The organism is Rhizobium sp. SG570, assembly GCF_012275345.1.
GTDB classification, from domain to species: domain Bacteria; phylum Pseudomonadota; class Alphaproteobacteria; order Rhizobiales; family Rhizobiaceae; genus Rhizobium; species Rhizobium lusitanum.
Genome location: NZ_JAAZQI010000003.1, coordinates 350,943 through 374,523 on the forward strand (window position 1 = coordinate 350,943; position 23,581 = coordinate 374,523).

At 58.4% G+C, this 23,581-nt stretch carries 22 protein-coding genes; 13 read left to right on the top strand and 9 right to left on the bottom strand.

From position 1 onward, the window contains the following. The first annotated feature begins 36 nt into the window (after positions 1–36). The 4 genes from FHT28_RS08950 to FHT28_RS08965 are packed head-to-tail and all read left to right on the top strand — an operon-like array spanning position 37 to position 3,669. The gene (locus FHT28_RS08950; RefSeq protein WP_168596019.1) at positions 37–465 is read left to right on the top strand and encodes an organic hydroperoxide resistance protein; all 429 of its coding nucleotides are present in this window, start codon (positions 37–39) and stop codon (positions 463–465) included. After that, entirely contained in the window at positions 462–1,643 is a 1,182-nt protein-coding gene (locus tag FHT28_RS08955) for a thiolase family protein (RefSeq protein WP_168596020.1), read from the top strand. Before FHT28_RS08950 ends, FHT28_RS08955 begins: the two co-directional genes overlap by 4 nt. Continuing rightward, on the top strand, positions 1,640–2,881 hold the full coding sequence (locus FHT28_RS08960) for an SDR family NAD(P)-dependent oxidoreductase (RefSeq protein WP_168596021.1): 1,242 nt from the start codon (positions 1,640–1,642) through the stop codon (positions 2,879–2,881). The genes FHT28_RS08955 and FHT28_RS08960 overlap by 4 nt, the downstream gene beginning before the upstream one ends. Continuing rightward, positions 2,878–3,669 (top strand): cyclase family protein, encoded by a 792-nt coding sequence (locus FHT28_RS08965; RefSeq protein ID WP_168596022.1) that lies wholly within the window; start codon positions 2,878–2,880, stop codon positions 3,667–3,669. Before FHT28_RS08960 ends, FHT28_RS08965 begins: the two co-directional genes overlap by 4 nt. Here the strand turns inward: FHT28_RS08965 and FHT28_RS08970 are convergent. Then, positions 3,648–4,190 (bottom strand): winged helix DNA-binding protein, encoded by a 543-nt coding sequence (locus FHT28_RS08970; protein ID WP_162740660.1) that lies wholly within the window; start codon positions 4,188–4,190, stop codon positions 3,648–3,650. The two genes, FHT28_RS08965 and FHT28_RS08970, sit on opposite strands and share 22 nt — an antisense overlap. A 97-nt stretch (positions 4,191–4,287) precedes the next feature. On the opposite strand from FHT28_RS08970, the gene FHT28_RS08975 reads away from it, so the two are divergent. Then, positions 4,288–5,094, top strand: a complete 807-nt coding sequence (locus FHT28_RS08975) for an aspartate/glutamate racemase family protein (protein WP_047640615.1) — start codon at positions 4,288–4,290, stop codon at positions 5,092–5,094. Positions 5,095–5,117: 23 nt separating this feature from the next. Here FHT28_RS08975 and FHT28_RS08980 read toward each other — a convergent pair whose 3' ends face one another. From FHT28_RS08980 to FHT28_RS08990, 3 genes are all read right to left on the bottom strand, one after another. Then, positions 5,118–5,276 (bottom strand): amidohydrolase, encoded by a 159-nt coding sequence (locus FHT28_RS08980; protein WP_168596023.1) that lies wholly within the window; start codon positions 5,274–5,276, stop codon positions 5,118–5,120. 432 nt (positions 5,277–5,708) lie between these two features. Then, on the bottom strand, positions 5,709–6,485 hold the full coding sequence (locus FHT28_RS08985) for an SDR family oxidoreductase (protein WP_168596024.1): 777 nt from the start codon (positions 6,483–6,485) through the stop codon (positions 5,709–5,711). Between the two features lie 53 nt (positions 6,486–6,538). Continuing rightward, complete coding sequence (locus FHT28_RS08990) at positions 6,539–7,432, bottom strand: aldose 1-epimerase (RefSeq protein ID WP_168596025.1); 894 nt, start codon at positions 7,430–7,432, stop codon at positions 6,539–6,541. A 281-nt stretch (positions 7,433–7,713) separates the two neighbouring features. Here FHT28_RS08990 and FHT28_RS08995 point away from each other — a divergent pair, with 281 nt between their 5' ends. The 8 genes from FHT28_RS08995 (at position 7,714) to yjfF (ending at position 17,115) form a co-directional block, all read left to right on the top strand. Then, entirely contained in the window at positions 7,714–8,697 is a 984-nt protein-coding gene (locus tag FHT28_RS08995) for an arabinose ABC transporter substrate-binding protein (protein ID WP_037190992.1), read from the top strand. Between the two features lie 73 nt (positions 8,698–8,770). Next, positions 8,771–10,276, top strand: coding sequence for an L-arabinose ABC transporter ATP-binding protein AraG (araG, locus tag FHT28_RS09000; RefSeq protein WP_168596121.1), 1,506 nt, complete (start codon positions 8,771–8,773; stop codon positions 10,274–10,276). Positions 10,277–10,292: 16 nt separating this feature from the next. Next, a complete protein-coding gene (gene araH, locus FHT28_RS09005; protein ID WP_168596026.1) occupies positions 10,293–11,249 on the top strand; it encodes an L-arabinose ABC transporter permease AraH in 957 nt (318 codons plus the stop codon). 180 nt (positions 11,250–11,429) lie between these two features. After that, positions 11,430–12,131: a FadR/GntR family transcriptional regulator gene (locus FHT28_RS09010; protein WP_245297565.1), complete on the top strand. Its 702-nt coding sequence runs from the start codon at positions 11,430–11,432 to the stop codon at positions 12,129–12,131. A gap of 378 nt (positions 12,132–12,509) precedes the next feature. Continuing rightward, positions 12,510–13,472 (top strand): galactofuranose ABC transporter, galactofuranose-binding protein YtfQ, encoded by a 963-nt coding sequence (ytfQ, locus tag FHT28_RS09015; RefSeq protein WP_047555919.1) that lies wholly within the window; start codon positions 12,510–12,512, stop codon positions 13,470–13,472. A gap of 129 nt (positions 13,473–13,601) precedes the next feature. Further along, on the top strand, positions 13,602–15,125 hold the full coding sequence (ytfR, locus tag FHT28_RS09020; protein WP_092575392.1) for a galactofuranose ABC transporter, ATP-binding protein YtfR: 1,524 nt from the start codon (positions 13,602–13,604) through the stop codon (positions 15,123–15,125). Then, on the top strand, positions 15,122–16,150 hold the full coding sequence (locus tag FHT28_RS09025; RefSeq protein WP_037190980.1) for an ABC transporter permease: 1,029 nt from the start codon (positions 15,122–15,124) through the stop codon (positions 16,148–16,150). The genes ytfR and FHT28_RS09025 overlap by 4 nt, the downstream gene beginning before the upstream one ends. Continuing rightward, positions 16,147–17,115 (top strand): galactofuranose ABC transporter, permease protein YjfF, encoded by a 969-nt coding sequence (yjfF, locus tag FHT28_RS09030; protein WP_168596027.1) that lies wholly within the window; start codon positions 16,147–16,149, stop codon positions 17,113–17,115. The genes FHT28_RS09025 and yjfF overlap by 4 nt, the downstream gene beginning before the upstream one ends. Before the next feature lie 287 nt (positions 17,116–17,402). Here the strand turns inward: yjfF and FHT28_RS09035 are convergent, their stop codons facing one another. The 5 genes from FHT28_RS09035 to groL all read right to left on the bottom strand — a co-directional run bounded on the left by FHT28_RS09035 (position 17,403) and on the right by groL (position 23,569). After that, the gene (locus FHT28_RS09035; protein ID WP_168596028.1) at positions 17,403–19,661 is read right to left on the bottom strand and encodes an EAL domain-containing protein; all 2,259 of its coding nucleotides are present in this window, start codon (positions 19,659–19,661) and stop codon (positions 17,403–17,405) included. A 253-nt stretch (positions 19,662–19,914) separates the two neighbouring features. Continuing rightward, the gene (locus FHT28_RS09040) at positions 19,915–20,286 is read right to left on the bottom strand and encodes a response regulator (RefSeq protein WP_092575401.1); all 372 of its coding nucleotides are present in this window, start codon (positions 20,284–20,286) and stop codon (positions 19,915–19,917) included. A gap of 70 nt (positions 20,287–20,356) precedes the next feature. Further along, positions 20,357–21,409, bottom strand: coding sequence for a histidine kinase dimerization/phosphoacceptor domain -containing protein (locus tag FHT28_RS09045; protein ID WP_112442851.1), 1,053 nt, complete (start codon positions 21,407–21,409; stop codon positions 20,357–20,359). Between the two features lie 216 nt (positions 21,410–21,625). Further along, a complete protein-coding gene (locus FHT28_RS09050; protein ID WP_112442832.1) occupies positions 21,626–21,886 on the bottom strand; it encodes a hypothetical protein in 261 nt (86 codons plus the stop codon). Positions 21,887–21,940: 54 nt separating this feature from the next. Continuing rightward, entirely contained in the window at positions 21,941–23,569 is a 1,629-nt protein-coding gene (groL, locus tag FHT28_RS09055) for a chaperonin GroEL (RefSeq protein WP_168596029.1), read from the bottom strand. Positions 23,570–23,581 lie beyond the last annotated feature (12 nt).

Genomic DNA, 23,581 nt, shown 5'->3' on the forward strand with positions numbered 1-23,581 from the left:
TAAATCAAAGCTAAAATCCTTTCTAAGGAGATCCGTATGACACCGGAAAAAATTCTCTATGAAACCGCTGTCACCGCTTTCGGTGGCCGGGACGGCAAGGCGCAAAGCGCCGATGGCAGTTTTGTGGTTGGTCTTTCCGTGCCGAAGGGGCTTGGCGGGCCGGGCGGGGAGGGCACCAACCCTGAACAACTGTTCGCTGCCGGCTATGCTGCCTGCTTCCTCGGTGCGGTGAAGCTGGTCGCGCGCACCCGGAAAATAGCGCTTGCCGACGACGCGTCGGTGACTGCCAAGGTCGGCATCGGCCCGGTGTCAGTCGGCTATGCGCTCGCGGTCGAACTCACGGCTTCGCTGCCGGGTATCGACAGAGCTCTGGCGGAGGAGATCGTTGCCGGCGCTCACGAGCGTTGCCCCTATTCCAATGCCACGCGCGGCAATGTCGATGTGGTTCTGACGGTGGCCGGATGACGGCTTCGCGCCCCCGCAAATCCTATGACGGCGTGGTTCTGGCGGTGCCGGTGGCGGTGCCCTATGAGCGATATTCGATCGAGAGCGCGCATTGGTGGATCGGTCGGGCGTTACGAACGCTGGCAGACGGAGCGGGCATCAGCCATCGGGAATTCGACGGGTTTGCGGTCTCGAGCTTCACCATGGGACCGGATGCGGCGATCGCGCTGACGCAGCATTTCGGCCTGACGCCCCGCTGGCTGGATCATCTGCCAATGGGCGGTGCCTCCGGCATCGTCTCGATCCGGCGTGCGGCCCGCGCCGTGCAGGCGGGTGACGTGAATATCGTCGCCTGTGTCGCGGCCGATACCAATCAGGTCGACACGTTTCGCAAGACGCTCGCCAGCTTCTCCCGCTTTGCCCAGGACGCCTCCTATCCCCATGGCGCTGGTGGACCCAATGCCAGTTTCGCGCTGATCGCTCGGGCCTACATGGATCGCTACGGCGCTACACGCGAGGACTTCGGCAAGCTGTGCGTCGCGCAGCGCGACAATGCGCTGCGCTATCCGCATGCGCTGATGAAGAAGCCGCTGACTTTGGAGCAGTACATGTCGGCACGGCCGATTGCCGAGCCGTTTCATCTCTTTGATTGTGTCATGCCCTGCGCCGGCGCCGAGGCCTTCCTGGTCATGCGCGAGGAAACCGCAGTGTCGCTCGGCCTTCCTTTCGTGCGGCTGCTGTCGGCGATCGAGCGGCACAATGCTTTCCCCGATGATGCCGTGCAGATGCGCGGCGGGTGGGTGATGGATCGCGACGAGCTCTATGGTATGGCCAGCCTGACGCCCGATGATATCGACTTCGTGCAGACCTATGACGATTACCCGGTCATCTCCATGATGCAGTTCGAGGATCTCGGTTTCTGCGGTAAGGGCGAGGGGCCGGATTTCGTGCGCCAGCACACATTCACGATCGACGGTTCCTTTCCGCACAATACCTCGGGCGGGCAGCTCTCGGTGGGGCAGGCGGGCGCTGCCGGCGGCCATCTCGGCATCGTCGAGGCCATGCGCCAGCTTCTGGGCGCGGCGGGCGGCACACAGGTGGCGGACGTCAAGGTCGGCCTCGTGTCCGGTTTCGGTATGATCAACTACGACCGCGGTCTGGCATCGGCGGCGGCGATCCTGGCGAGGCAATCGGCATGACCCGTCCGCTCGCAAAACCACTACGCAAGAACCCGTTTTCCCGCACCAAGGTGCCCTTGCTGCCGCCATCGGCGCGTAGCCGCAAGGCGCAAGGGCTGACGCTTGCAGCCGCCACGGGCCGCTTCATGCTGCAATGCTGCGCCGAATGCGGAACATATGCTTATCCGCCGCGCGACGCCTGCCCGCGCTGCCTGTCGGCAGCACTTCCCTTCGTCGATGCGCCGACAGGCGGTACGCTGCTTTCCAAGACTTCGGTTGAGGTTACCAGTGATCCCTATTTTCGCGAGCATATGCCGTGGCGGGTGGGGCTCGTTCAGCTCGATTGCGGGCCAAGTGTGGTCACGCATCTGCATGGCGATTGTGCCGGCACCGGTAGCCGGGTGACGCTGTCGCTGCAACTCGACAAAAGCGGCCAGGCCGTTTTCTTTGCCAAACCCGTTTCGGAGACGCCGCATATGGAAGACGATCCTCAATGGCGTGAAATGACAGCCGACCCGAAGCATCGGCGTATGCTGATCACCGACGGCCGCAGCCCCACGGCACTGGCTCTGGCCGCCGCACTGAAGAAGGCGGGTGCGTCCACGATTTATGTCGGCATCGCCAACCGCTGGAAGCCATTTGACGGCCAGTTGCAGCTCGAGGCGATCGACGGTGTCGAGATCGTCGATCTCGACCTCACAAGCGAGCGGTCGGTGCAGGAGCTGGCGGCCGATATCGACGCCAAGGTCGAAGTTCTCATCAATACGGCCGACCATGTGCGGCCTGCCCATCTTTTCGACGCGGGCGCTGCCAGTACCGCGCGCGACACAATGGATCATACTGTCATGGGTCTGATGCGCCTTGCCCAATCCTTCGGACCGGTAATGCGGGCGCGCGGCGCGGACGGTGTTGCCGCGGCCGCCTGGGTCAATATCCTCTCGGTGCACGCGCTCAGCAGCGACCCGCAATTCGGCGTGCATTCGGCGGCGCATGCCGCCTGCCTATCCCTCTCGCAATGGCTGCGCACGCAGCTTCGTCCCGGTGGTGTGCGGGTGATCAACGCCTTTGTCGGGCCGCTCGACACGGAGTGGTTCCAGACTGTGCCGCCACCCAAGGTCGCGCCCAAGACGCTGGCCGATGCTATTGTCGACGGGCTGAAGCGTGGGCTTGAGGATATCTATGTCGGCGACGTCGCCAAGGATCTTTATGCGCGGCTTCTGGACAATCAAAAGGCCGTCGAACGCGAGGCGGAACAATGAGCGCCGATATTCTCGAAACTCTGGCTGGTTCGCTTGCTAGCGGTGACATCCGTGTGGTGGATCTCACCCATACGCTTTCACCGGACTTTCCTATCATCGTCATGCCACCGGAGCTGGGCCAGTCCGCCCCCTTCCGCATGGAACGTATTTCCCGTTACGATGCCGGCGGGCCGGCCTGGTACTGGAACAACCTCTCCTTCGGTGAGCATACCGGCACGCATTTCGATGCGCCGATCCACTGGTATACGGGCCGTGATCTGCCGCTAAATTCCGTCGATACATTACCGCCGACGGATATGATTGCGCGGGCCTGCGTCATCGATTGCTCACGCGAAAGCGTCGGAAACGCCGATTTCCTGCTGACGGTTGCCGATGTGATGGTGTGGGAAGAGCAGCATGGTCAAATTCCGCCACGCTCGTGGGTGTTGCTTCGCACTGACTGGTCGAAACGCAATGGTGCAGCTTATGCCAATCTCCTCGCCGATGGTGCGCATACGCCGGGGCCGAATGCGGAGGTCATGCAATGGCTAGTGACCGAGCGCGACATTCTCGGTTTTGGGACCGAGACCATCGGGACCGATGCCGGGCAGGCGGGCCATTTCTCGCCGCCCTATCCGGCGCATCACTATCTGCATGGCGCCGGGCGCTACGGGCTGCAATGCCTTGCCAACCTCGACCAATTGCCGGCGACGGGCGCGATGATTTTTGCGGCGCCTCTGAAGATCCAGGGCGGATCGGGAAGTCCTCTACGCGTGTTGGCCCTGGTTCAGTCGCGCTCGACGGTATGAGGGGCGATCGCCACGCGCCTGGCAGCGGTATCGTAGAAGCTCGTCAAAAGCTCCAGCATTTCGGTCGCATCGCCGAGCCCTTTTTCCGCGTGGTCCATTTTCTGGATGAGCGAGATCAGCAAATGCCGGCGCAGGGTGCGGTAGTCCTGCGTCAGCTTGCTGCCTTTGCGTGTCGGAACATAAAGCGTGTCCTTGCGCGACCGGCCCTTCACTCGCTCGATTAGCTGCAGGGCCTGCAATTTCTTGATCGCATATTGAATGTTGGCGGTGTCGTCGCGGCCGAGGAGGCGGGAGATTTCGGCAAGGCCCTTCGGCTTGTTGCGGTAGCGGATCGTATGAAGGACGGCGGTGTCGAGGCCGCTGAGGCCAGACCCGGCAAGCTCGCTGGCACATTCCGACTGCCAGCGCACGAAGGCGGCGGAAATCCGCCAGAGCGACCATTCGAATTCGGTCAGCGCCGCTTCCGCCACTTCCGTCGCCGTCTCGTCGAGTGGAATTTCGTTTGCTGTAGGCGAATTCATTTGGTTCTCCAGAGTGGATATGGCTACGATTAAAGCCTTAAATTCCCGTTTTGACGAGAGCAAAACGACGCGTGACAACGAACAGGACGAGGGAACAATGCGCATATTCTGGCAAAGCTTCATCGACGCCACGGCCAGCGCCACTTACATGCATAAGCTTTCGGACTACCTGAACGGCATCGCCGAGCCCGGTACGACAGTCGAGGTTTTCGGCATCAGTCCGCCGGACCGGCACTTCGGGCGGCTGGCGGAATTCCGTTGCGCGGCGATCGCGATAGACAACGGGCTTGAAGCCGAAAAGCGCGGCTATGATGCGGTGGTTCTCGGCCATTTTCAGGATCCCGGCCTTTTCGAGCTCAAATCGGCGGTGAGCATCCCGGTGATCGGCGCAGGCGAGGTCTCGATGCACTATGCCGCCCGCTTCGGACGGCGCCTCGCGCTTGTCACCCTCGATGACGTCTTTCAGACCTGGCACTATGAGCAGGCTGATCTCTACGGACTGGGCGACCGGGTGAAGCACGTGGTGGGGATGAATTGCGCGCCATCCGATTTCAGCGCCGCCTTTGCCGGCGACGATGAGGCGCGCAAACGTATGCTTGCAGCCTTCAGTGCCTGTGCCGAACCGCTTGTGCGCGATGGCGCCGATGTCGTGGTGCCGGCCGGCATCCTGCCCGGCCTGCTGGTCGGCGGCGAATATGGCTTCAAGGTGCTGCATGCGCCGGTCGTCAATCCAGCTGCGGTGACCTTAAAGAGCGCCGAAATGGATGTGCGCCTGCGGAAACTCAACGGCATCGACGTGAGCCGCGGCCCCTTCTGCTCGCTCGCAACGTCGGAAGCAGTCAAGGATTTCCGCAGCTTCGTCGCCCATGGCCGGCAGACGCCGTTGTTTTCAGACGACGTCTGAGTGATCTCATCCGATCGTTGGCGTCAGCGCAAGCGTTGCAGCGTTGCCTCTGCCGGGATCAGCGACACATATTTCTCGCCATCGAGTTGCTTGCGATGCTCGGTTTTCGCCGCGATGACCAATGTCGGATCGGTCAGCGCCCGCACGGCCGAAGCGGCCATGATCTTGCCGGCTTGCGGCATTCAGTCGACTGACGGCGGCGAAGGTGCAGCTTTGTGTGGAATTCCAAGCCACAAGGCTCAAGGTGCAGGCGGCATTAATGCCTTTCCTTGAGGAGCGCTTGCGATAGCATCCGGGATGCTTCTCCGGATTTAACCGTGAAAAGCTGCCAATTGTGCAGCCCCTCGATAAGGTCCTCGGTCGACTGTGTGTTCGCCGTCTGACTGCGTGCAGAAATACGCCATATGCTGGCCACCGTATCGGATCTGCTTCCAGCCTCGTTCAAAATGCCCGATCGTTCCTGATGTCGTTTCCAAGTCGCGCCACGCAACCCTCAATCTTGGCCAGCAGGATCTCGAAATCGATCGGCTTGGTTCCTTCGACATCATTGGATGGTTTCGGCAATAAGCTCTCGCTTACACTGCAGGCGCATTCGCAAACTGGAATTCCTTAGACTATTGGTGCTGCATGACGCTCAACCCGCCGTCCACAGTCAGGCAGGTTGCATTCATGAAGGGGCATTCGTCCGAGATCATGAAAACCGCAGCCATGGCGATCTCTTCGGGTGTTGCGATGCGGCCGCCCGGATGAAGCTTCATCGTTTCGGCCTTAGCTTTTTCCGGATCCGGGAAACTATTCCAGTAATCCACGACTTTCTGCGTCGCGACATAACCTGGAGCCAGGGCATTCACGCGAACGTTCTTCGAAGCATATTCGATCCCCAGCGACTTGGTCATTCCCAGAAGGGCGTGCTTGGCGAGCGGATAGGGAAAGGTGTGCGGAATGATCGTGAAGGCATGCGTCGAGGCGATGTTAAGGATCACGCCGCCACCGTTGTCGATCATCTGTGGCAGCACGGACCGGCAGCAGTTCCAGGCCCCCTTGAGGTTGATGTCGAAGCAGCGCTGCCACTCCTCATCCGTTGATTGCAACGGTTCCGCAAATACATTGACGCCAGCATTGTTGACGAGCGCATTGAGGCTTCCGATCTGCTTGTCTGCCTCGGCGATGGCCGCCTTTATAGCCGCCGCGTCGGTAATGTCGGTGGCGTGGTGACCGAGGATGGCGCCCTTCGCCTTCAGTTCAGCGGCCGTTTGCGCAAGAACCGATTCATCACGATCGACAAGGAAGAGACGTGCGTCTTCAGCCGCGAAAGCCTCTGCGATTGCCCGTCCAATTCCCTGAGCAGCGCCTGTGATAAAGACCCTTTTGTCAGAAAGGCGGTTCGGCATCCTGTATTTCCTCTTCAAGCATTGCTGAACATGGTGGGTGGTCAGGATTGGCATTATCCCGGGATTTCGTGGGGTTGCAGCCGGATTGAGCCCTCAAGACCTTCCCCGTGGTGCAGAACCTTCAGATCGCCCAGACCCGGCAGGTTATGGCCGTTGGCCAAATGGGACATTGGCTCGAAGCAGAAGTAGTCCCGGCGAAATTCGGGGTCAAACTTGCTATCCGAAAGAAAAATGAACGTATGCTGGAAAAGTGGGTCCGCGGTCAGGGCGAGGGCCGTGCGGTTTTCCGGCCAGGTGATTTGCGCCTCGCCGCTCCAGCCCTCGAAGCCGTTGTTGATCCAGCGGTTGGGCAAGGGAGACGGCCGCGAAAAGTCGAGCTCGGTCGGAATGTCGGCGGGCTTGCCAGGCAGCCAGCCGGCGGTCTCGGTCCAGTAGCGCTGCGTCTTCGCGCAAAGCGTCGTCTGCTCGGTCAGCGGAAAGAACGGATGCCAACCGAGCCCGAAGGGAAGGGCATCTTCGCCGGTATTCTCCAACCGCATATGCAGCCTCAGCCCGTCGGCAGACAAAGTGATGGTCTGTTTCACGTCGTAGCTGTAAGGCGTCCCCTGTCCTTGGTGGCGGTAACCGATCTGCACTTCGTTGCGGCTGCGGGACAAAAGCGACCATTCGCCCAACCAGCCGTCGCCATGAAGATAATGGGCGTCCCAGGACGTGTTGGGCAAAAGCGAATAGTTGCGACCCCCGAATGCGAAACGGTTGTTGCGGACGCGATTGCCGAAGGGGACAAGCGGATAACAGGCGGAGGAACGTGCATCGGCAGCGTCCTGCGCGGGTCTCAGAAGCGGGATCTTGCGGCCATCCACCAACCAGGAGAAATCGAGCAACAGGCCGCCCGACGTCGAAACACGGGCCGAAAAAGAGCCCGCCTGCAAGTCGATGAGAGCCATTGAGCGGCTGCCTTTCCCGGGCTGATCCTGATGCGCGGCACCCTATATTTGGTCGGGTGAAAGTCAATATATATGTACTATTTATTTCTATGGTTCGCTGGATGTATTCCGCTCAAATCCTTTCAATGACAGGGAAATGAGGCATTTTCCTCAAGATTGACCGCTAGAAACCGCGCTCATAACCAGAAAAATCATACACAAATATTGACTGGTATGATGTTTATTTTTATTCAATATCGGCTGCCGATGCGTGGCAGACCGAGATTTTCAGGGAGAGAGACATGCGTTTGTTCAAAGCAGCCATCGTGGCTGGCACGTTAGCCGTTTTGGCGGCTGGCTCCGCTTTTGCAGAGGACGTCAAGATCGGCTTCATCGTAAAACAACCGGAAGAGCCGTGGTTTCAGGACGAATGGAAGTTCGCGGACCAGGCCGCCAAGGAGAAGGGCTTTACCCTCGTCAAGATCGGCGCCGAGGATGGCGAAAAGGTCCAGTCGGCAATCGACAACCTCGGTGCGCAAGGCGCCCAGGGCTTCATCGTCTGTACACCCGACGTGAAGCTTGGCCCAGGCATTGTCGCCAAGGCCGCGGCCAATCAGCTGAAGCTGATGACGGTCGACGACCGCCTGGTCGATGCCAACGGCAAGCCGCTCGAAAATGTTCCCCATATGGGCATTTCGGCCTCGAAGATCGGCGAAACTGTGGGGCAGGCAATCGTGGACGAGGTAAAGAAGCGCGGCTGGGATTTGAAAAGTGTCGGTGCGATCCGCGTTTCCTACGACCAGCTTCCGACGGCAGTTGATCGCGTCGAAGGCGCCATCTCCGTGCTGAAGGCAGCAGGCTTGCCGGCTGCGAACATCTATGACGCCCCGCAGGCGAAGACTGATACCGAAGCGGCTCTCAATGCTGCCACGACAGTACTCAACAAGCATGCCGACGTGAAGTATTGGGTTGCTTTCGGCCTTAATGACGAAGCCGTGCTCGGCGCCGTGCGCGCGTCTGAATCGGTCGGTATCGCGGCCGACAACATGATCGGCGTAGGCATCGGCGGCGCGGATTCGGCGATCAACGAATTCAAGAAGCCTTCGGCTACGGGCTTCTTTGGCACCGTCATCATCTCGCCGAAACGCCATGGCTATGAGACTGCGCTCGATATGTACGACTGGATCGCCAACGGCAAAGAGCCGCCGAAGCTGACGCTGACCTCCGGTTCCCTAGCGCTACGCGGCGATTACGAAAAAGTCCGCAAGGGTCTCGGCATCGAATAATCATCCACACAAGATGATTTTTAATCCCGGCGGCGTCATCAACACCGCCGGGTTCTTCCCCGATGGAGCGATGATGGCCTTCCTCGAATTCAACAATATTTCCAAAGGTTACCCCGGTGTCCAGGCGCTTTCCAGCGTCTCCTTCGACGTGGAGAAGGGGGCGATCCACGGATTGATGGGCGAGAACGGAGCCGGCAAATCCACGCTGATCCGTATTTTGTCCGGCGATCAGGCCGCGGATCAGGGTAGCATTCTCATTGGCGGCGAGGAACAGAGGTACGGGTCGACCCGCGATGCGTTCCATGCGGGCGTCATCGTCATCCATCAGGAGCTTCAGCTGGTTCCGGAGCTCACCGTTGCCGAGAATCTCTGGCTCGGGCGCTTTCCGAGCAAGGCCGGGGTGATCGACAGCAAGACGCTGATCCAAACCGTTCGCGCCAAGCTCGACGAGATCGGCATCGATGTCGATCCTTCCGCCAAGGTTTCCGCGCTTTCGATCGGCGCCCGCCAGATGGTCGAGATCGCCAAGGCGGTGATGCTGGATGCCCGGGTAATCGCGTTGGATGAGCCGACGTCGTCGCTGTCGTCGCGCGAAAGCGAAATTCTGTTTTCCCTGATCGACAGGCTGAAGGCGAGGGGCGCGGTCATCCTTTACGTTTCGCACCGCCTGGACGAGATTTTCCGGCTTTGCGACAGCCTGACTGTCCTGCGCGACGGCAAACTTGCCGCTCATCATCCCGATATCGGCGAGACGACACGTGAGCAAATCATCGCCGAAATGGTTGGCCGCGAAATCACCAATATCTGGGGCTGGCGCGAACGGCCGCGTGGCGATATCCGCCTCGACGTCAAGACTCTGTCCGGTTCAAAATTACGCAATCCGATCAGCTTTTCTGTCCGCAAGGGGGAGATCCTCGGTTTCTTTGGGCTGATCGGCGCGGGGCGAAGCGAGATGGCGCGGCTTCTATACGGTGCCGATCATCGCCATCAGGGTACCGTCACTATTGACGGCGATACCGTTTCGCCCGGCAATCCGAAGGCGGCGATCAATGCAGGCATGGTTCTGTGCCCGGAAGACCGCAAGTTCGACGGCATCATCCAGGGTCGGTCGATCGAAGAGAACGTCACGATCTCGTCGAGGCGACATTTCTCTCCCTTCGGGATATTGAACCCGAAGAAGGAAGCCTCCGTCGCCGATCAGTTCATCGCCAAGCTCAAGGTTCGCACGCCGTCCCGCAAGCAGGACATCATCAATCTTTCGGGCGGCAATCAGCAAAAGGTCATCCTCGGCCGCTGGCTTTCGGAGCAGGGCATCAAGGTGCTGGTGATCGATGAGCCGACCCGCGGCATCGATGTCGGCGCCAAATCGGAGATCTATGAGATTCTTTATGAGCTGGCGGCCGGCGGAATGGCGATCGTCGTCATTTCGAGCGAGCTTCCCGAAGTCATGGGTATTTCCGATCGCATCATCGTCATGTGCCAGGGCCGCGCCGCGGCCGATGTCGCGCGCGCCGATTTCGATGAGCGCAGAATTCTGACTGCCGCCCTCCCCGATAAGAATGCCGCCGGCACAATTTAATTCAGGAATTATAACGATGAACTCGTTGAAAAAAATCCTTCTCGGCGAACAGGGCCTCGTGGTGATCTTCGCCATCGCCTTTGTGATCGTCTCGATGTTCGTTCCGAGCTTCCTGACGGAGCGCAATATGCTCGGTCTGCTGCAGTCGGTGGTGACGATTGGCATCGTCGCGTGCACGATGATGTTTTGCCTGGCGTCGCGTGACTTCGATTTGTCCGTCGGTTCTACCGTCGCCTTCTCGGGCATGATTGCCGTCATGGTATCGAACTCGACCGGCTCGATCCCGCTCGGCCTCGTCGCAGCACTGATCTGTGGCAGCATTGTCGGCGTCGTCAACGGAGTTGTTATCGCCAAGTTCCGCATCAACGCGCTGATCACGACGCTCGCCACTATGCAGATCGTCCGTGGGCTGGCGCTGATCGCTTCCGATGGGCGGGCAGTCGGCATCAACGATCCGGCCTTCTATCAACTGGCTCTCTCACGCTTTCTGACGGTGCCGACGCCGATTTGGATTATGGTCGTCCTCTTCGTCATCTTTGGTTTCGCTTTGAACCGCACCGTCTTCGGCAAGAATACGCTGGCGATCGGCGGCAATCCCGAGGCCTCGCGCCTTGCCGGCGTCAATGTCGTCAACGTGCGCATCTGGATCTTCGCATTGCAGGGCCTTGTGTGTGCCATTGCCGGCATTCTGCTTGCCTCACGCATCACATCGGGCCAGCCGAATGCCGCAACCGGGCTTGAGCTTTCGGTCATCTCGGCTTGCGTGCTCGGTGGCGTGTCGCTCGCGGGGGGCAGGGCGGCGATGACCGGCGTGATCGTTGGGGTCCTCATCATGGGTATCGCCGAAAACGTCATGAACCTGCTCAACATTCAGGCTTTCTATCAATATCTGGTGCGTGGCTGCATTCTTCTGATTGCCGTCCTTCTCGATAATTTGCGGTCGTCGGCCGCTGGGCGTGGTGCTCGATTGTGACGAACGATCAGATTCCTTGGGAGAAGTCCGCAGACCTTGCAATTGCGCATTGATGCCGGAGCGTGGCACCGCTCATGATCTTGGTCGGGCCAGCGGAAGGGAGTGCAGGTGAAGAGTACGCGTTTTGGATCTCCGCGAGCGACGCATGTTGATACGCCACCTGCACAGGGAAGGCGTAGCGTGCGGGAGGAGTTGCTGAAGAAACTGATTGGACAGATCGTCTCCGGAGATATTGTCGAAGGTTCCCTGCTTCCCAATGAGGCGGAGCTTTCCGAGGTGTATGGTGTCAGCCGCACCAGCCTGCGGGAAGCCATGCAGTATCTGTCGGCATTGGGAATGGTCCGGTCGCGCACGCGCGCTGGGACCAATGTTCTGCCTCGTGAGAACTGGAACTATCTGGATCCGCTGGTTCTGGATGCGACGCTGGAGCTCAGCAATGATCGTAGCTTTTATGAATCATTGCTCGATGCTCGACAGCTGCTGGAGCCGGCTGCGGCAGCGCAAGCCGCTGCGAATGCCACGGCAAAGCAATTGGCACAGATTGCTGAGGCTTTCGAGGACATGGTAGCCGCAAACGCACGCGACAATGAAGCATGGAGCCAGGCAGACCTCGAGTTTCATACCGCGATCATCAATGCCAGTGGAAATTGGGTCTTTCGCCAATTCGCGACTGCCATCCGGGCCGCGCTGCTCGCGAGTTTCCGACTGACCAACCGCGCCAGCCAGTCGCATGAATATGCGATTGCGCGGCATCAGGACGTGCTGGATGCGATCCGAATGCGAAGGCCGGATGCTGCTCGCATCGCCATGGAGCAGCTAATAGGCACTGCGCGGATTGAACTCAGCGATGCACTGCGCGAGAGTAGGCCAGAGGGAAAATAGGAGCGCAAGCGCCTTAGCCAATTTCCTCTCCTCTCGTCACGCTGTTAAGTCTTGTGTTTTCTTGACCCATTTCGATCGAGTGAACCCCGAGCCAGTTCAAAGCTCCTGCGCCGGATGGGTTAGCAAATGTTGACGAGGGCGCTTTAAACACTGAAAGGCGACGGCACGGTCGGACGCCCCGTTCACTAAAGCGGATCACGCGCGAAACTGGCCATGCCCGTTCATTACACCTTCACATCGACCCTTGGTGACTGTTACCATGCCGTCCGCATGACACATCTTTTTGTTGCATCGCATCATCGAATACTGATTTACAAAAGTATTACTATATGATTTTTTGACTGCGGGCCTGAGAAGATGGGCCTTTGGGAGGATATCATGAAGTTGAAGACTGCACTGATCAGTGCCACGATTCTTGCTACCTGCATGTTCACAGCCGCATCTGCAAAGCAGCTGGTCGTCGGCTTCTCGCAAATCGGTTCGGAGTCCGGTTGGCGTGCCGCTGAAACGACCTTGACCAAGCAGGAAGCCACAAAGCGCGGCATTGATCTCAAGTTTGCCGATGCGCAGCAGAAGCAGGAAAACCAGATCAAGGCAATCCGTTCCTTCATCGCACAGGGCGTTGACGCAATCTTGCTGGCGCCAGTCGTCGAAACGGGTTGGGATGCCGTGCTGAAGGAAGCCAAGGAAGCCAAGATTCCGGTTATTCTGCTCGACCGTACGGTCAACGCGCCGAAGGACCTTTATCTGACCGCTGTCACGTCCGACTTGGTTCATGAGGGTAAGGTTGCCGGCGACTGGCTCGTCAAGACGGTCGGCGACAAGAAGTGCAATATCGTCGAGCTGGAGGGCACGACTGGCTCCTCGCCGGCCATCGCCCGCAAGAAGGGCTTCGAGGAAGCCATCAAGGGTCACGACAACCTGAAGATCGTTCGCAGCCAGACGGGCGATTTCACCCGCTCCAAGGGCAAGGAAGTCATGGAAAGCTTCCTGAAGGCTGAAAACGGCGGCAAGGACATCTGCGCCCTCTACGCCCACAACGACGACATGGCCGTCGGCGCCATCCAGGCGATCAAGGAAGCAGGCCTTAAGCCGGGCAAGGATATCCTGACTGTCTCCGTCGACTCGGTTCCGGATCTCTTCAAGGCGATGGCCGCCGGCGAGGCGAACGCGACGGTGGAGCTGACACCGAACATGGCTGGTCCGGCCTTCGATGCGCTCGATGCCTATCTGAAAAACAAGAAGGAGCCGCCAAAGTGGATCCAGACCGAGTCCAAGCTCTACACGCAGGCTGACGATCCGCAGAAGGTCTATGAGCAGAAGAAAGGCCTCGGCTACTGAGACGAGGGGCGACCGCACCGGGCGAACAATTCAGCCGATGCAGTCTCTTACATCGAATGCCGGCGCATCATCTGTATGCGCCGGCTATCGCTTTCGAATATTGGCTCAACCCAAGGACATTCACGCTTCATGGCTCACGACGTCGAGCGACTTCTGACAGCGACAGGCTTTTGCAAATATTTCCCAGGCTCGACCGCCCTCGATCATGTCGATTTCACTTTGATGCGCGGAGAAGTCCATGCGCTGCTCGGTGAAAACGGAGCGGGAAAATCGACCTTGATCAAATGCATGACCGGCGCCTATCGCCGAGATGCAGGCACTTTGGTTCTCGATGGCACTGAGATTGATCCGCATGATACGCTCGCAGCCCAGAAGCTCGGTATTGGAACGGTCTACCAGGAGGTGAACCTGCTCCCGAACCTGAGTGTGGCGGAGAATCTGTTTCTCGGTCGCCAGCCGAGGCGCTTCGGCTTGGTCAGCAACCGCGTCATGAACGGCATGGCCAGGGATCTGCTGGCGCAATACGGCATAGATATCGACGTTGGCCGTCAGCTCGACCGGTTCTCGGTCGCCATCCAGCAGGTGATCGCGATCGCCCGTGCCGTCGATCTCTCCGGCAAGGTCTTGATCCTGGACGAACCGACCGCAAGCCTCGATACGCAAGAGGTCGCCATGCTGTTCGGCATCGTCAGGCGGCTGAAGCAACGTGGCTTAGGGATTGTTTTTATTACGCATTTTCTCGAGCAGGTTTATGAAATCTGCGATCGAATCACCGTTCTCCGCAACGGCCGCCTGGTCGGCACGCGGAATGCGGAAGGACTTTCACGGCAAACCCTGATTGCCATGATGCTCGGCCGTGAGCTTGCGCAGGCGGAGAGCGCCGCAAAGCAGGTCACCAACGAAAGCGGGCCGGTAAAGTATCGCTTCGCGAATTTCGGCAAGCGCGGCAAAATCAAGCCCTTCGATATGGAGGTGCGTGGCGGCGAAGTGGTCGGCATCGCCGGTCTGCTCGGGTCTGGCCGCACCGAGACCGCCGAGGTACTCTTCGGCGTCGAACGATCAGACAGCGGCGAGGCGACGGTCGAAGGCAACAGCGTTACGCTTTCCAGTCCGCGCGCCGCCATCAAGAACGGTTTCGGCTTTTGCCCGGAGGACCGCAAGACAGACGGCATCATCGGCGATCTTTCCATCCGCGAAAACATCGTCATGGCCCTGCAAGCGCGTCGTGGCTGGGCGAGGCCTCTGGCGCGCAGCGAACAGAACGCCATCGCCGATCGCTACATCAAGGCACTGGATATCCGCACGACCGACCGTGAGAAGCCGATCAGGCTTCTGTCGGGTGGCAATCAGCAGAAGGCGATCCTTGCGCGGTGGTTGGCGACCAACCCAAGCTTCCTGATCCTTGATGAACCGACGCGCGGCATCGACGTCGGCGCGCATGCGGAAATCATCCGCCTCATCGAAGATCTTTGCCAGCAAGGCATGTCGCTGGTGGTCATTTCATCCGAACTGGAGGAACTTGTCGCCTATAGCTCGCGCGTCATCGTCCTGCGGGATCGCGAGCACATTGCCGAGTTGACCGGCAGCGAGATAACCGCCGGAAATATCGTCGAGGCCATTGCCACCACTCAAAATACCCGTGAGGACGCATGATCTCGCAAATTAAGGCATCCCTGTTTCGCTTGATGCCGCAGCTTATTGCGCTGGCGGTCATTCTTCTGTTGAATTTCATTATGTTCCCGCAGTTTTTTCATCTGGAAATTCAAAATGGCAGACTCTACGGGAGCGTGATCGACGTGCTGAATCGCGGTGCGCCTGTCGCGCTGCTATCCATCGGCATGACGTTGGTCATTGCCACCAAGGGGATTGATCTTTCGGTCGGTGCGGTCATCGCGATTTGCGGCGCGGTAGCCGCAGCTTCAATCGTTGCAGGCTATTCGCTTGCCTATACCCTGTTGCTGACGATCGGCGTGGGTTTGGCGTGCGGCCTCTGGAATGGCTTTCTCGTGGCTGTGCTCGATATCCAGCCGATCATTGCAACACTGGTGCTGATGGTGGCTGGCCGCGGCATAGCGCAATTGATTACCGAGGGCATGATCCTCACCTTCAACAATGACGGGCTGATCTTCCTAGGCAGCGGCGCCTTTGCCGCGTTGCCCATGCCCGTGGTAATCTGGGTGCTCGCGGCGCTTGTCGTCATCCTGTTGGTCAGGCGCACGGCGCTTGGCATGCTGGTCGAAGCGATCGGCATCAATCGCCGGGCAAGCACGCTCTCCGGCATCCAGACGCCGGTGCTGCTGATCGCCGTCTATGCGCTGAGCGGCCTTTGTGCTTCCATCGCCGGTATCATCGTTTCGGCCGACATCAAGGGCGCGGATGCCAACAATGCCGGTTTGTGGCTCGAGCTGGATGCGATCCTCGCCGTGGTCGTCGGCGGCAACTCGCTGCTTGGCGGTCGCTTCAGCATTGTCGGTTCGTTGATTGGGGCGATGATTATTCAGTCGGTCAATACAGGCATCCTTCTGTCCGGTTTTCCACCGGAGTTCAATCTGGTCATCAAGGCAATCATCGTTATCGTCATTTTGGTCATCCAGTCTCCTGCCCTGCAGTCCGCCACCGCGTTCTTCCAGCGGCGCCGAGGCGAGGGACAGATGGTCCATAAGGAGCAGGCGAAGTGAATTCGAAATATCTTCCACTGCTCGCGACCATCGTCATCTTCATCCTGGCCTATGCGGGTTGCGTGGCGGAGTACCCCAACATGCTGTCGACGCGGGTGGCCGGCAACCTGTTGACCGACAACGCCTTCCTGGGGATTGCCGCGGTCGGCATGACATTCGTGATCATTTCGGGCGGCATCGACCTGTCGATCGGTTCGGTCATCGCCTTTACCGGCGTTTTCCTGGCGATCATCCTGCGGGACACCTCGATCCATCCGCTGTTGGCTTTTGCTCTCGTGTTGCTGATCACTACGGTCTTCGGCGCCGGCATGGGCGCCATCATCCACTATCTCAGCATGCCGCCCTTCATCGTAACGCTGGCCGGCATGTTTCTGGCGCGCGGAATTGCCTTCGTGATCTCCATCGACAGCATCCCGATCGAGCATGATTTCTATTCGCGGCTCAGCGATCTCTATTGGCTGATGCCGGGCGGCGGTCGATTGACCTTGATCGGCGGCGTCATGCTGCTCGTCTTTGCCGGCGGCATTGTTCTCGCGCATCGCACGCGCTTCGGCGCCAACGTCTATGCTATGGGCGGCGGCGTGCAGACGGCCGAACTCATGGGTGTTCCGGTTGGCCGCACGACCATCCTGATATACGCCTTGTCCGGCTTTCTCGCCGGTCTGTCCGGAATCGTTTTTTCTATCTATACATCAGCAGGATATTCGCTTGCCACGGTCGGTGTTGAGCTAGACGCTATCGCGGCCGTGGTCATAGGCGGAACACTGTTGACGGGAGGCGCGGGGTTCGTTGCAGGAACCCTCATCGGAATCCTGATACAGGGCCTGATTCAGACTTACATCACCTTCGACGGATCGCTTTCCAGCTGGTGGACGAAGATTTTGATCGGCTTATTGCTGTTTGCATTTATTCTGATGCAGAAAGGCCTTCTTCTGCTTTCCCGATTCAATCGACGTTACGTCTAAGGGAAGGGCGGTGCGGTAACATCAGCGGAGGGTAGATGTGGAATGCGTTGTCACGGAAGTTGACTCGCAGTCCGGCGTACAAAATCCGTTGCCGCTGGTTCGACTCCGCTCGAGAGCGCCGATTGTGGCTTTTGATCCGCTCGACAAGGCGTTGCGCGAGACCTTTGCGGCGCCTCTGCTGGCTGAAGCTCGAACCGAGCGATGAGGTCGCGGAGATTCACAATTTGGTTGACCAAGCCGTTTGTGGCTACGGTCAATTCCGGGGGCGAGGAAGCAGAGCCTAGCCTTTATCCCACCTCTGAAAGTTCTTTATCCTTCGGGCGGCAAAATTCGATCAACTGCTTTGAGCTCATTGGTCGTGCCAGAGCGTATCCCTGCAGTAAGTGGCAACCAAGATCTCTCAGGATCTTCACGTGCTCCATTGTTTCCACACCCTCGGCAACGATGTCGATGTTCTGCGACCGGCCGATTTCGATAATCGAGGAGACCAGACGGCGTTGAGATGGAGACGCGACAATCGGTTTGATAATTTCCCGGTCGATTTTAAGCCTTCGCGGCTCGAGCCTAAGTAAGCTTATGATGCTGGCATGCCCGGTGCCGAAATCATCAATCTCGATTTCAATTCCAAGCTCTTTGAGAGCTGGAACTATGTGATTGAGAACGGGCTGAAGATCATCGAAGGAGATTGTCTCCAGCAGCTCGAAACATAGGCGACCTTTCGCGAAGGGAAGTTCGGATAGCTCGGCAAGCAGATTTGCCTCCACCAGCCGACGCGCAGAAATATTGACCGAAACACGCGGGATGCGCATTCCCAGGCTGTCCCATCTTGTAAGCTCGAACAGAGCCTTCTGCAGGATTAGCCTATCCATGTCGCCGGAACGTCCCAAATTTTCCGCGACAGCGAGAAATTTATCCGGGGCGAGCAGACCGTTTCGCGGGTGATCCCAGCGCGCAAGTGTCTCGACGCCGGCGATATCCAATGTGCTTGCATTGAACTGCGGCTGGAAAAATGCAACCAGTTCGTCGCGATCGAGCGCATGATTGAATTCATCCGCCAATTCCTTCGAACGGATTGCGGCGCTACGAAGCGCCTCGGTGAAAATGGCCGCGCGACCGCGGCCCACATTCTTCGCCTCGTACAGAGCCAAATCGGCATTCAAAAGCAATTGGCTCAGGTCCTGCCTACGAGCATATTCAGTTTCCCAGGCGACGCCGACGCTTGCGCCGACCACACACTCCGAGCCATCAACGAATATGGGCTGCTTGAGTGTATCGACAATCTGTTGGGCCAATTCGTTTGCCTTAGGCGCGGGATCGGCGCTCCAGGTTGCGAAGATGAACTCATCTCCACCGATCCGAGCCGCTACGTCGTTTGGGCCGGCCAAATTGACAAGGCGCGAAGCCACTGCCTGCAAGACCGTATCACCTCCGGCATGCCCTTTCGTATCGTTGATCTCCTTAAATCGATCCAGATCGATATGAATCAGTATCAGACAATCTTCTGGATCGGGCCTCGGCGATTGCGAGATCATCTGATCAATAAATCGGCGATTGGGAAGCCCCGTTAGTGCGTCATGCAACGACAGGTATTCGAGCCTTTGCCGCGCTCGAACGAGCTTTTTCTTGTGAAGGCGAAGTTTTTCAATGGTTCTTTGGCGTGATTTGGTCAGAAAGCCTACCCAAACAATTGGCGCAACGACACACAAAGACAACAGGCAAGCATAGAGCTCAAAAGTGGCCATGCCGCTGTTTTGGCCCCATCCGCCCTTAGGCACTGCGACAAGGGTCCATCGGCCATAAGTCATATCAACGGATGCCACGACCGGATTCTTCGAAAAAGTTTCCAGGTCGCCGAGAAAAACTTGTTTGGCCAACTTCGGTTCCGCTACGGCGCTGACGGCAATCTCAAGGTCGGTCGATTCAAGGCCACTATCTTGGTAGAGCCTTGGTATGTCTACGATTCCAGAAACAAGACCCCAGAAGATCTGGCTTGTTCTGTCATTGATATAGACCGGGCACCTGACCACGAAAGCCGTTCCGCCCTGCACGAGCTCCACAGGGCCCGTCAAAACGATATTGTGGGTGTTGCGCGCCAGCATTGCGCTATCCCGTTGCTTTTCGTTCGTTCGATAGTCGAGTCCGATCGCTTTTTCGTTTCCCTTTTCTGGATAAACCCACTTGACCACCATGCCGGGGGCTGCGGCGAAGCTTCGCAATTGTGAATCCGGCTGCAAAATCTCCGCGGCGAGTTTGGAGAAAGCGCTTTGGTCCATCGCCGGATTGACTGTGATACCGGCCGCCAGGCCTTGCAACAGTTTCACGTTGCCATTGAGGTTCGTCTGAAGCCGAGATGATATGGTGGCAAGCTCACCGGCAACAATTGAGCGTTCGTCGGCTACCGATCGTTCCAGCCTCCAGTTCGTTGCGACACAGACGACGAATACTGCAATAGTCGTCGCAAATATTGCCGGAGCAAATGCGCTGGTATGGCTTACTGCAGAACTCGCGAAGCCACGCAATATTTTTTGTTTTCTTCGAAACTTCATCAGATTGCCGGTATAGGAAACGGGCCTGCATCCTTACACAGTTTCTTTAAAGCAACGCTAAGTCCGCTAACCAACCTGCTATTGAGGAAAGCTGTGTGTGTTGTTGAGAAAGCGCCGTAAAGTTATCGGCCTCGGGTTAAAGTACCCTCGCAAATTTTCTCGTCCGAACGAGAGCCGCGACGTCGCGTGGGGTAAATATCAAGCTGGCGTGCGATGAGACTCCGCACGCCTTTGCTCGCGCAGACGTTCGAGATCAGTTTCCCAAAAGCATCGTGGCCATTGCGTTTGCGATGGCGTGATCGCCGTAAGGCTTCGAGAAGAATTGGCTTCCCTCAGGAAGGCTGCTCTCTTTGAGGATGGCCCTGCCGGAAGCAACGATCAATTTTACCGGCGGCCATCGGCTACGGATGTAGTGGGAGAGCTTGATGCCGTCCATCGTTCCGGGCATTTCCACGTCGGTGAAGACGAGGTCGATATCGGCCCTCGATTCCAGAATGCGAATTGCCTCGTCGGCGTTGCTTGCCTCGAGCGCCTCGTAGCCGGCGGATCGGACCAGGTCGATGGCGCCCATTCGAATTAGCGCGCTGTCTTCGACCACTAGGATGACCGCCTTGCCATTAAACATATGTCACTCGGTTTTGTGTGAGCCGGGAACCCTGGACTCAGTTGATAACGTTTCGGTGAAAGGTCAGTTCCTATGCGGCCGCTGGGATTCTGGTTCGACGGTCGGCATCCCCGCGATGACTTATGATCACTGCGGTTCCTGGGCTTGCGTCGTTCAACTTAATCTCACCCTGTAGGTTCCGGGCGAGGGCCTCGACGATGCCTGTGCCTAGTCCAGCCTTGGCAGCAACGCTGCCAGTGGGCATGCCTACGCCATCGTCAGCTACCGAAAGTGTCCAGTCGCTGCCGGTCGAGCGATAGTCGATCGCGATCCTTCCCGTCTGCTGGTCAATAAAGGCGTGTTTGAGAGCGTTGATCACCAATTCGGTCACGATAAGCCCCAGGCTGACGGAGACGTCCGCTTCGACGGCGCTGTCATCCACCGTCACCGATATCGAGAACCGGCTCTCGTCAGCAATCATCGATGCGCCGAGGCTCTCGCAAAGCTGGGTGAAATAGCTACGAAGTTCGACATTGCCGCCGCTCGATGTCGAGAGTTGTCGCTGAACGGCCGCAATCGACATCACTCGGTGATGGGCGTTGTGAAGATGTCCGCGCGCTTCCTCCGACTGCACCCGACGTGCACTCTGCATAAGGACGCTCGCAATGATCTGAAGGCTATTTGCGACGCGATGCTGAACTTCCTGTATCAGGATGGCTTTGTCCCGGACGAGGTCATCTTTCAGTTTTGCTTGGGCGCGCGCGTCGGTCACGTCGGAGAGGGCCACCAGCAGCCGGATATGGTCCTTGTTGCCGTCGTCAAGGATTTGCGCATTGACGACCAGTTGGCGTGTCTTCTGGTTTGGCCGCATAAGGTCAATTTCGTAGGCCTCGATCCTCGCACTTCCGGCTGCCGTCGCCTTCAGAAGAGAAGTGAGCTTGGGCATCGCCCATTCGCCGTTTCCAAGCTCACTCAGCGCCCTGCCGGGAATTGTCGCAGGATCGATCTCGAAGGTTCGGCAGAACGATGTGCTCGCCGCAATGACCTTCTGGTCTGCAGACAGGAACAGCAACGGCTCGTTTGATGAAACCACGACGGCAAGCGTACTCGCTGCCTCGAAATGGGCAATCGGTTCTTTGGACATGAAAATGGCCCTCATGGGCCGAAAACTCGCGTAGCGAATCATCACTCGGCAGGAGCGCCGTCAATGCAAACCTTGGAATGACGCTCTAAAGCACGCTAGCACATCCGCTTCCGATCGGCATCATACTTATTGCCCTAGCAGGATCTTAAGCTAATCGTTACTGGTTCGCCTCCTGCCAGAAAATCGACCCCAAAGATATTTTTGATCACACTGGGTCTACTTGCCGGGATATTGAACGTCTTGCTCCTTGCTTCCAACACTTGTTGCTGCGCTGGACTGGAGATCAGCCATCTGCATCGCAGCCGACAGAAGTTCCTCTCGGCTACGGAGACCACTGTGATAAAGCCTGGCAACCGCCACTGTCAGCTTGCCTACAGCGACTGGATCTTTCGAGATACCCCTCGCACTGGAAACCTCCCTTACGACGCCTGCGCAAAGCCGGGCATCCTCCCGCGACAACAGTTGCGTTGAATTCATCTTCCCCTCCGAAAGTGGCCCGCCCCTTGATGGGGCGGGCTAAGCGTATCACTCTTAGAAGTCCATGCCGGCACCGGCGGGGATCGCCGGAGCGGCTTCCTTCTTAGGTTTCTCGGCGATCATGGCTTCCGTTGTTACGAGGAGGCCGGCGACAGATGCCGCATCCTGAAGTGCCGTGCGCACGACCTTGGCAGGATCGATGACGCCCTGGGCGTAGAGATCGCCGTATTCACCCGTCTGGGCGTTCCAGCCGTAGGAGAATTCCGTCTTCTCGCGCAGCTTGCCGACGATCACCGAGCCTTCGGCGCCGGCATTTTCGGCAATCTGGCGCACCGGCGCTTCGATTGCGCGGCGAACGATCTCGACGCCGACACGCTGATCCTGGTTGGCCGTACTGAGATTGTCGAGTGCCTTGACGGCCCGCAGCAGCGCCACGCCGCCGCCGGGTAGGATGCCTTCCTCGACGGCCGCGCGGGTGGCATGCAACGCGTCGTCGACGCGGTCCTTCTTTTCCTTGACCTCGACTTCCGTCGAGCCACCGACACGGATGACGGCGACACCGCCGGCGAGCTTGGCAAGGCGTTCCTGCAGTTTCTCGCGGTCATAATCGGAGGTGGTTTCCTCGATCTGCGCGCGGATCTGCGCAACGCGGCCGTCGATCTCGGCCTTGGAGCCGACGCCATCTATGATCGTCGTATTCTCCTTCTCGATCGCTACCTTTTTGGCTCGGCCAAGCATGGTCAGCGTCACGTTCTCCAGCTTGATGCCAAGATCTTCGGAGATGACAGTACCGCCCGTGAGGATGGCGATGTCTTCAAGCATGGCCTTGCGGCGATCGCCGAAACCAGGAGCCTTGACGGCAGCGATCTTCAGGCCGCCACGCAGCTTGTTGACGACGAGCGTTGCAAGAGCTTCGCCTTCGACGTCTTCAGCGATGATGAGGAGCGGCTTGCCGGACTGGACCACGGCCTCGAGCACCGGCAGCATGGACTGGAGGTTCGAGAGCTTCTTCTCGTGGATCAGGATATAGGGATCCTCAAACTCGACCCGCATCCTGTCCTGGTTGGTGACGAAGTAGGGTGATAGATAGCCACGGTCGAACTGCATGCCTTCGACGACTTCGAGTTCGGTTTCGGCGGTCTTGGCTTCTTCAACCGTGATGACGCCCTCGTTGCCGACCTTTTCCATCGCTTCCGCGAGATAGCGGCCGATTTCCTCGTCGCCATTGGCCGAGATGGTGCCGACCTGGGCAATCTCGGAATTGTTGGAAATCTTGCGGGCGTTGGTCTTCAATTCCTTGACGATTGCGTCGACAGCCAAATCGATGCCGCGTTTCAGGTCCATCGGGTTCATGCCCGACGCCACCGCCTTGGCGCCTTCCCTGACGATCGCCTGGGCAAGAACTGTTGCGGTCGTGGTGCCGTCGCCGGCAATGTCGTTGGTCTTTGACGCGACTTCGCGCAGCATCTGTGCGCCCATATTCTCGAACTTGTCTTCGAGCTCGATTTCCTTGGCGACAGTGACGCCGTCCTTGGTAATACGCGGTGCGCCGAAGGACTTGTCGATAACCACGTTTCGGCCTTTGGGACCGAGCGTCACCTTGACGGCGTTGGCGAGTACATCGACCCCCCGCAGCATGCGGTCACGGGCATCGGTGTTGAATTTTACGTCTTTCGCAGCCATTCTGTTCACTCC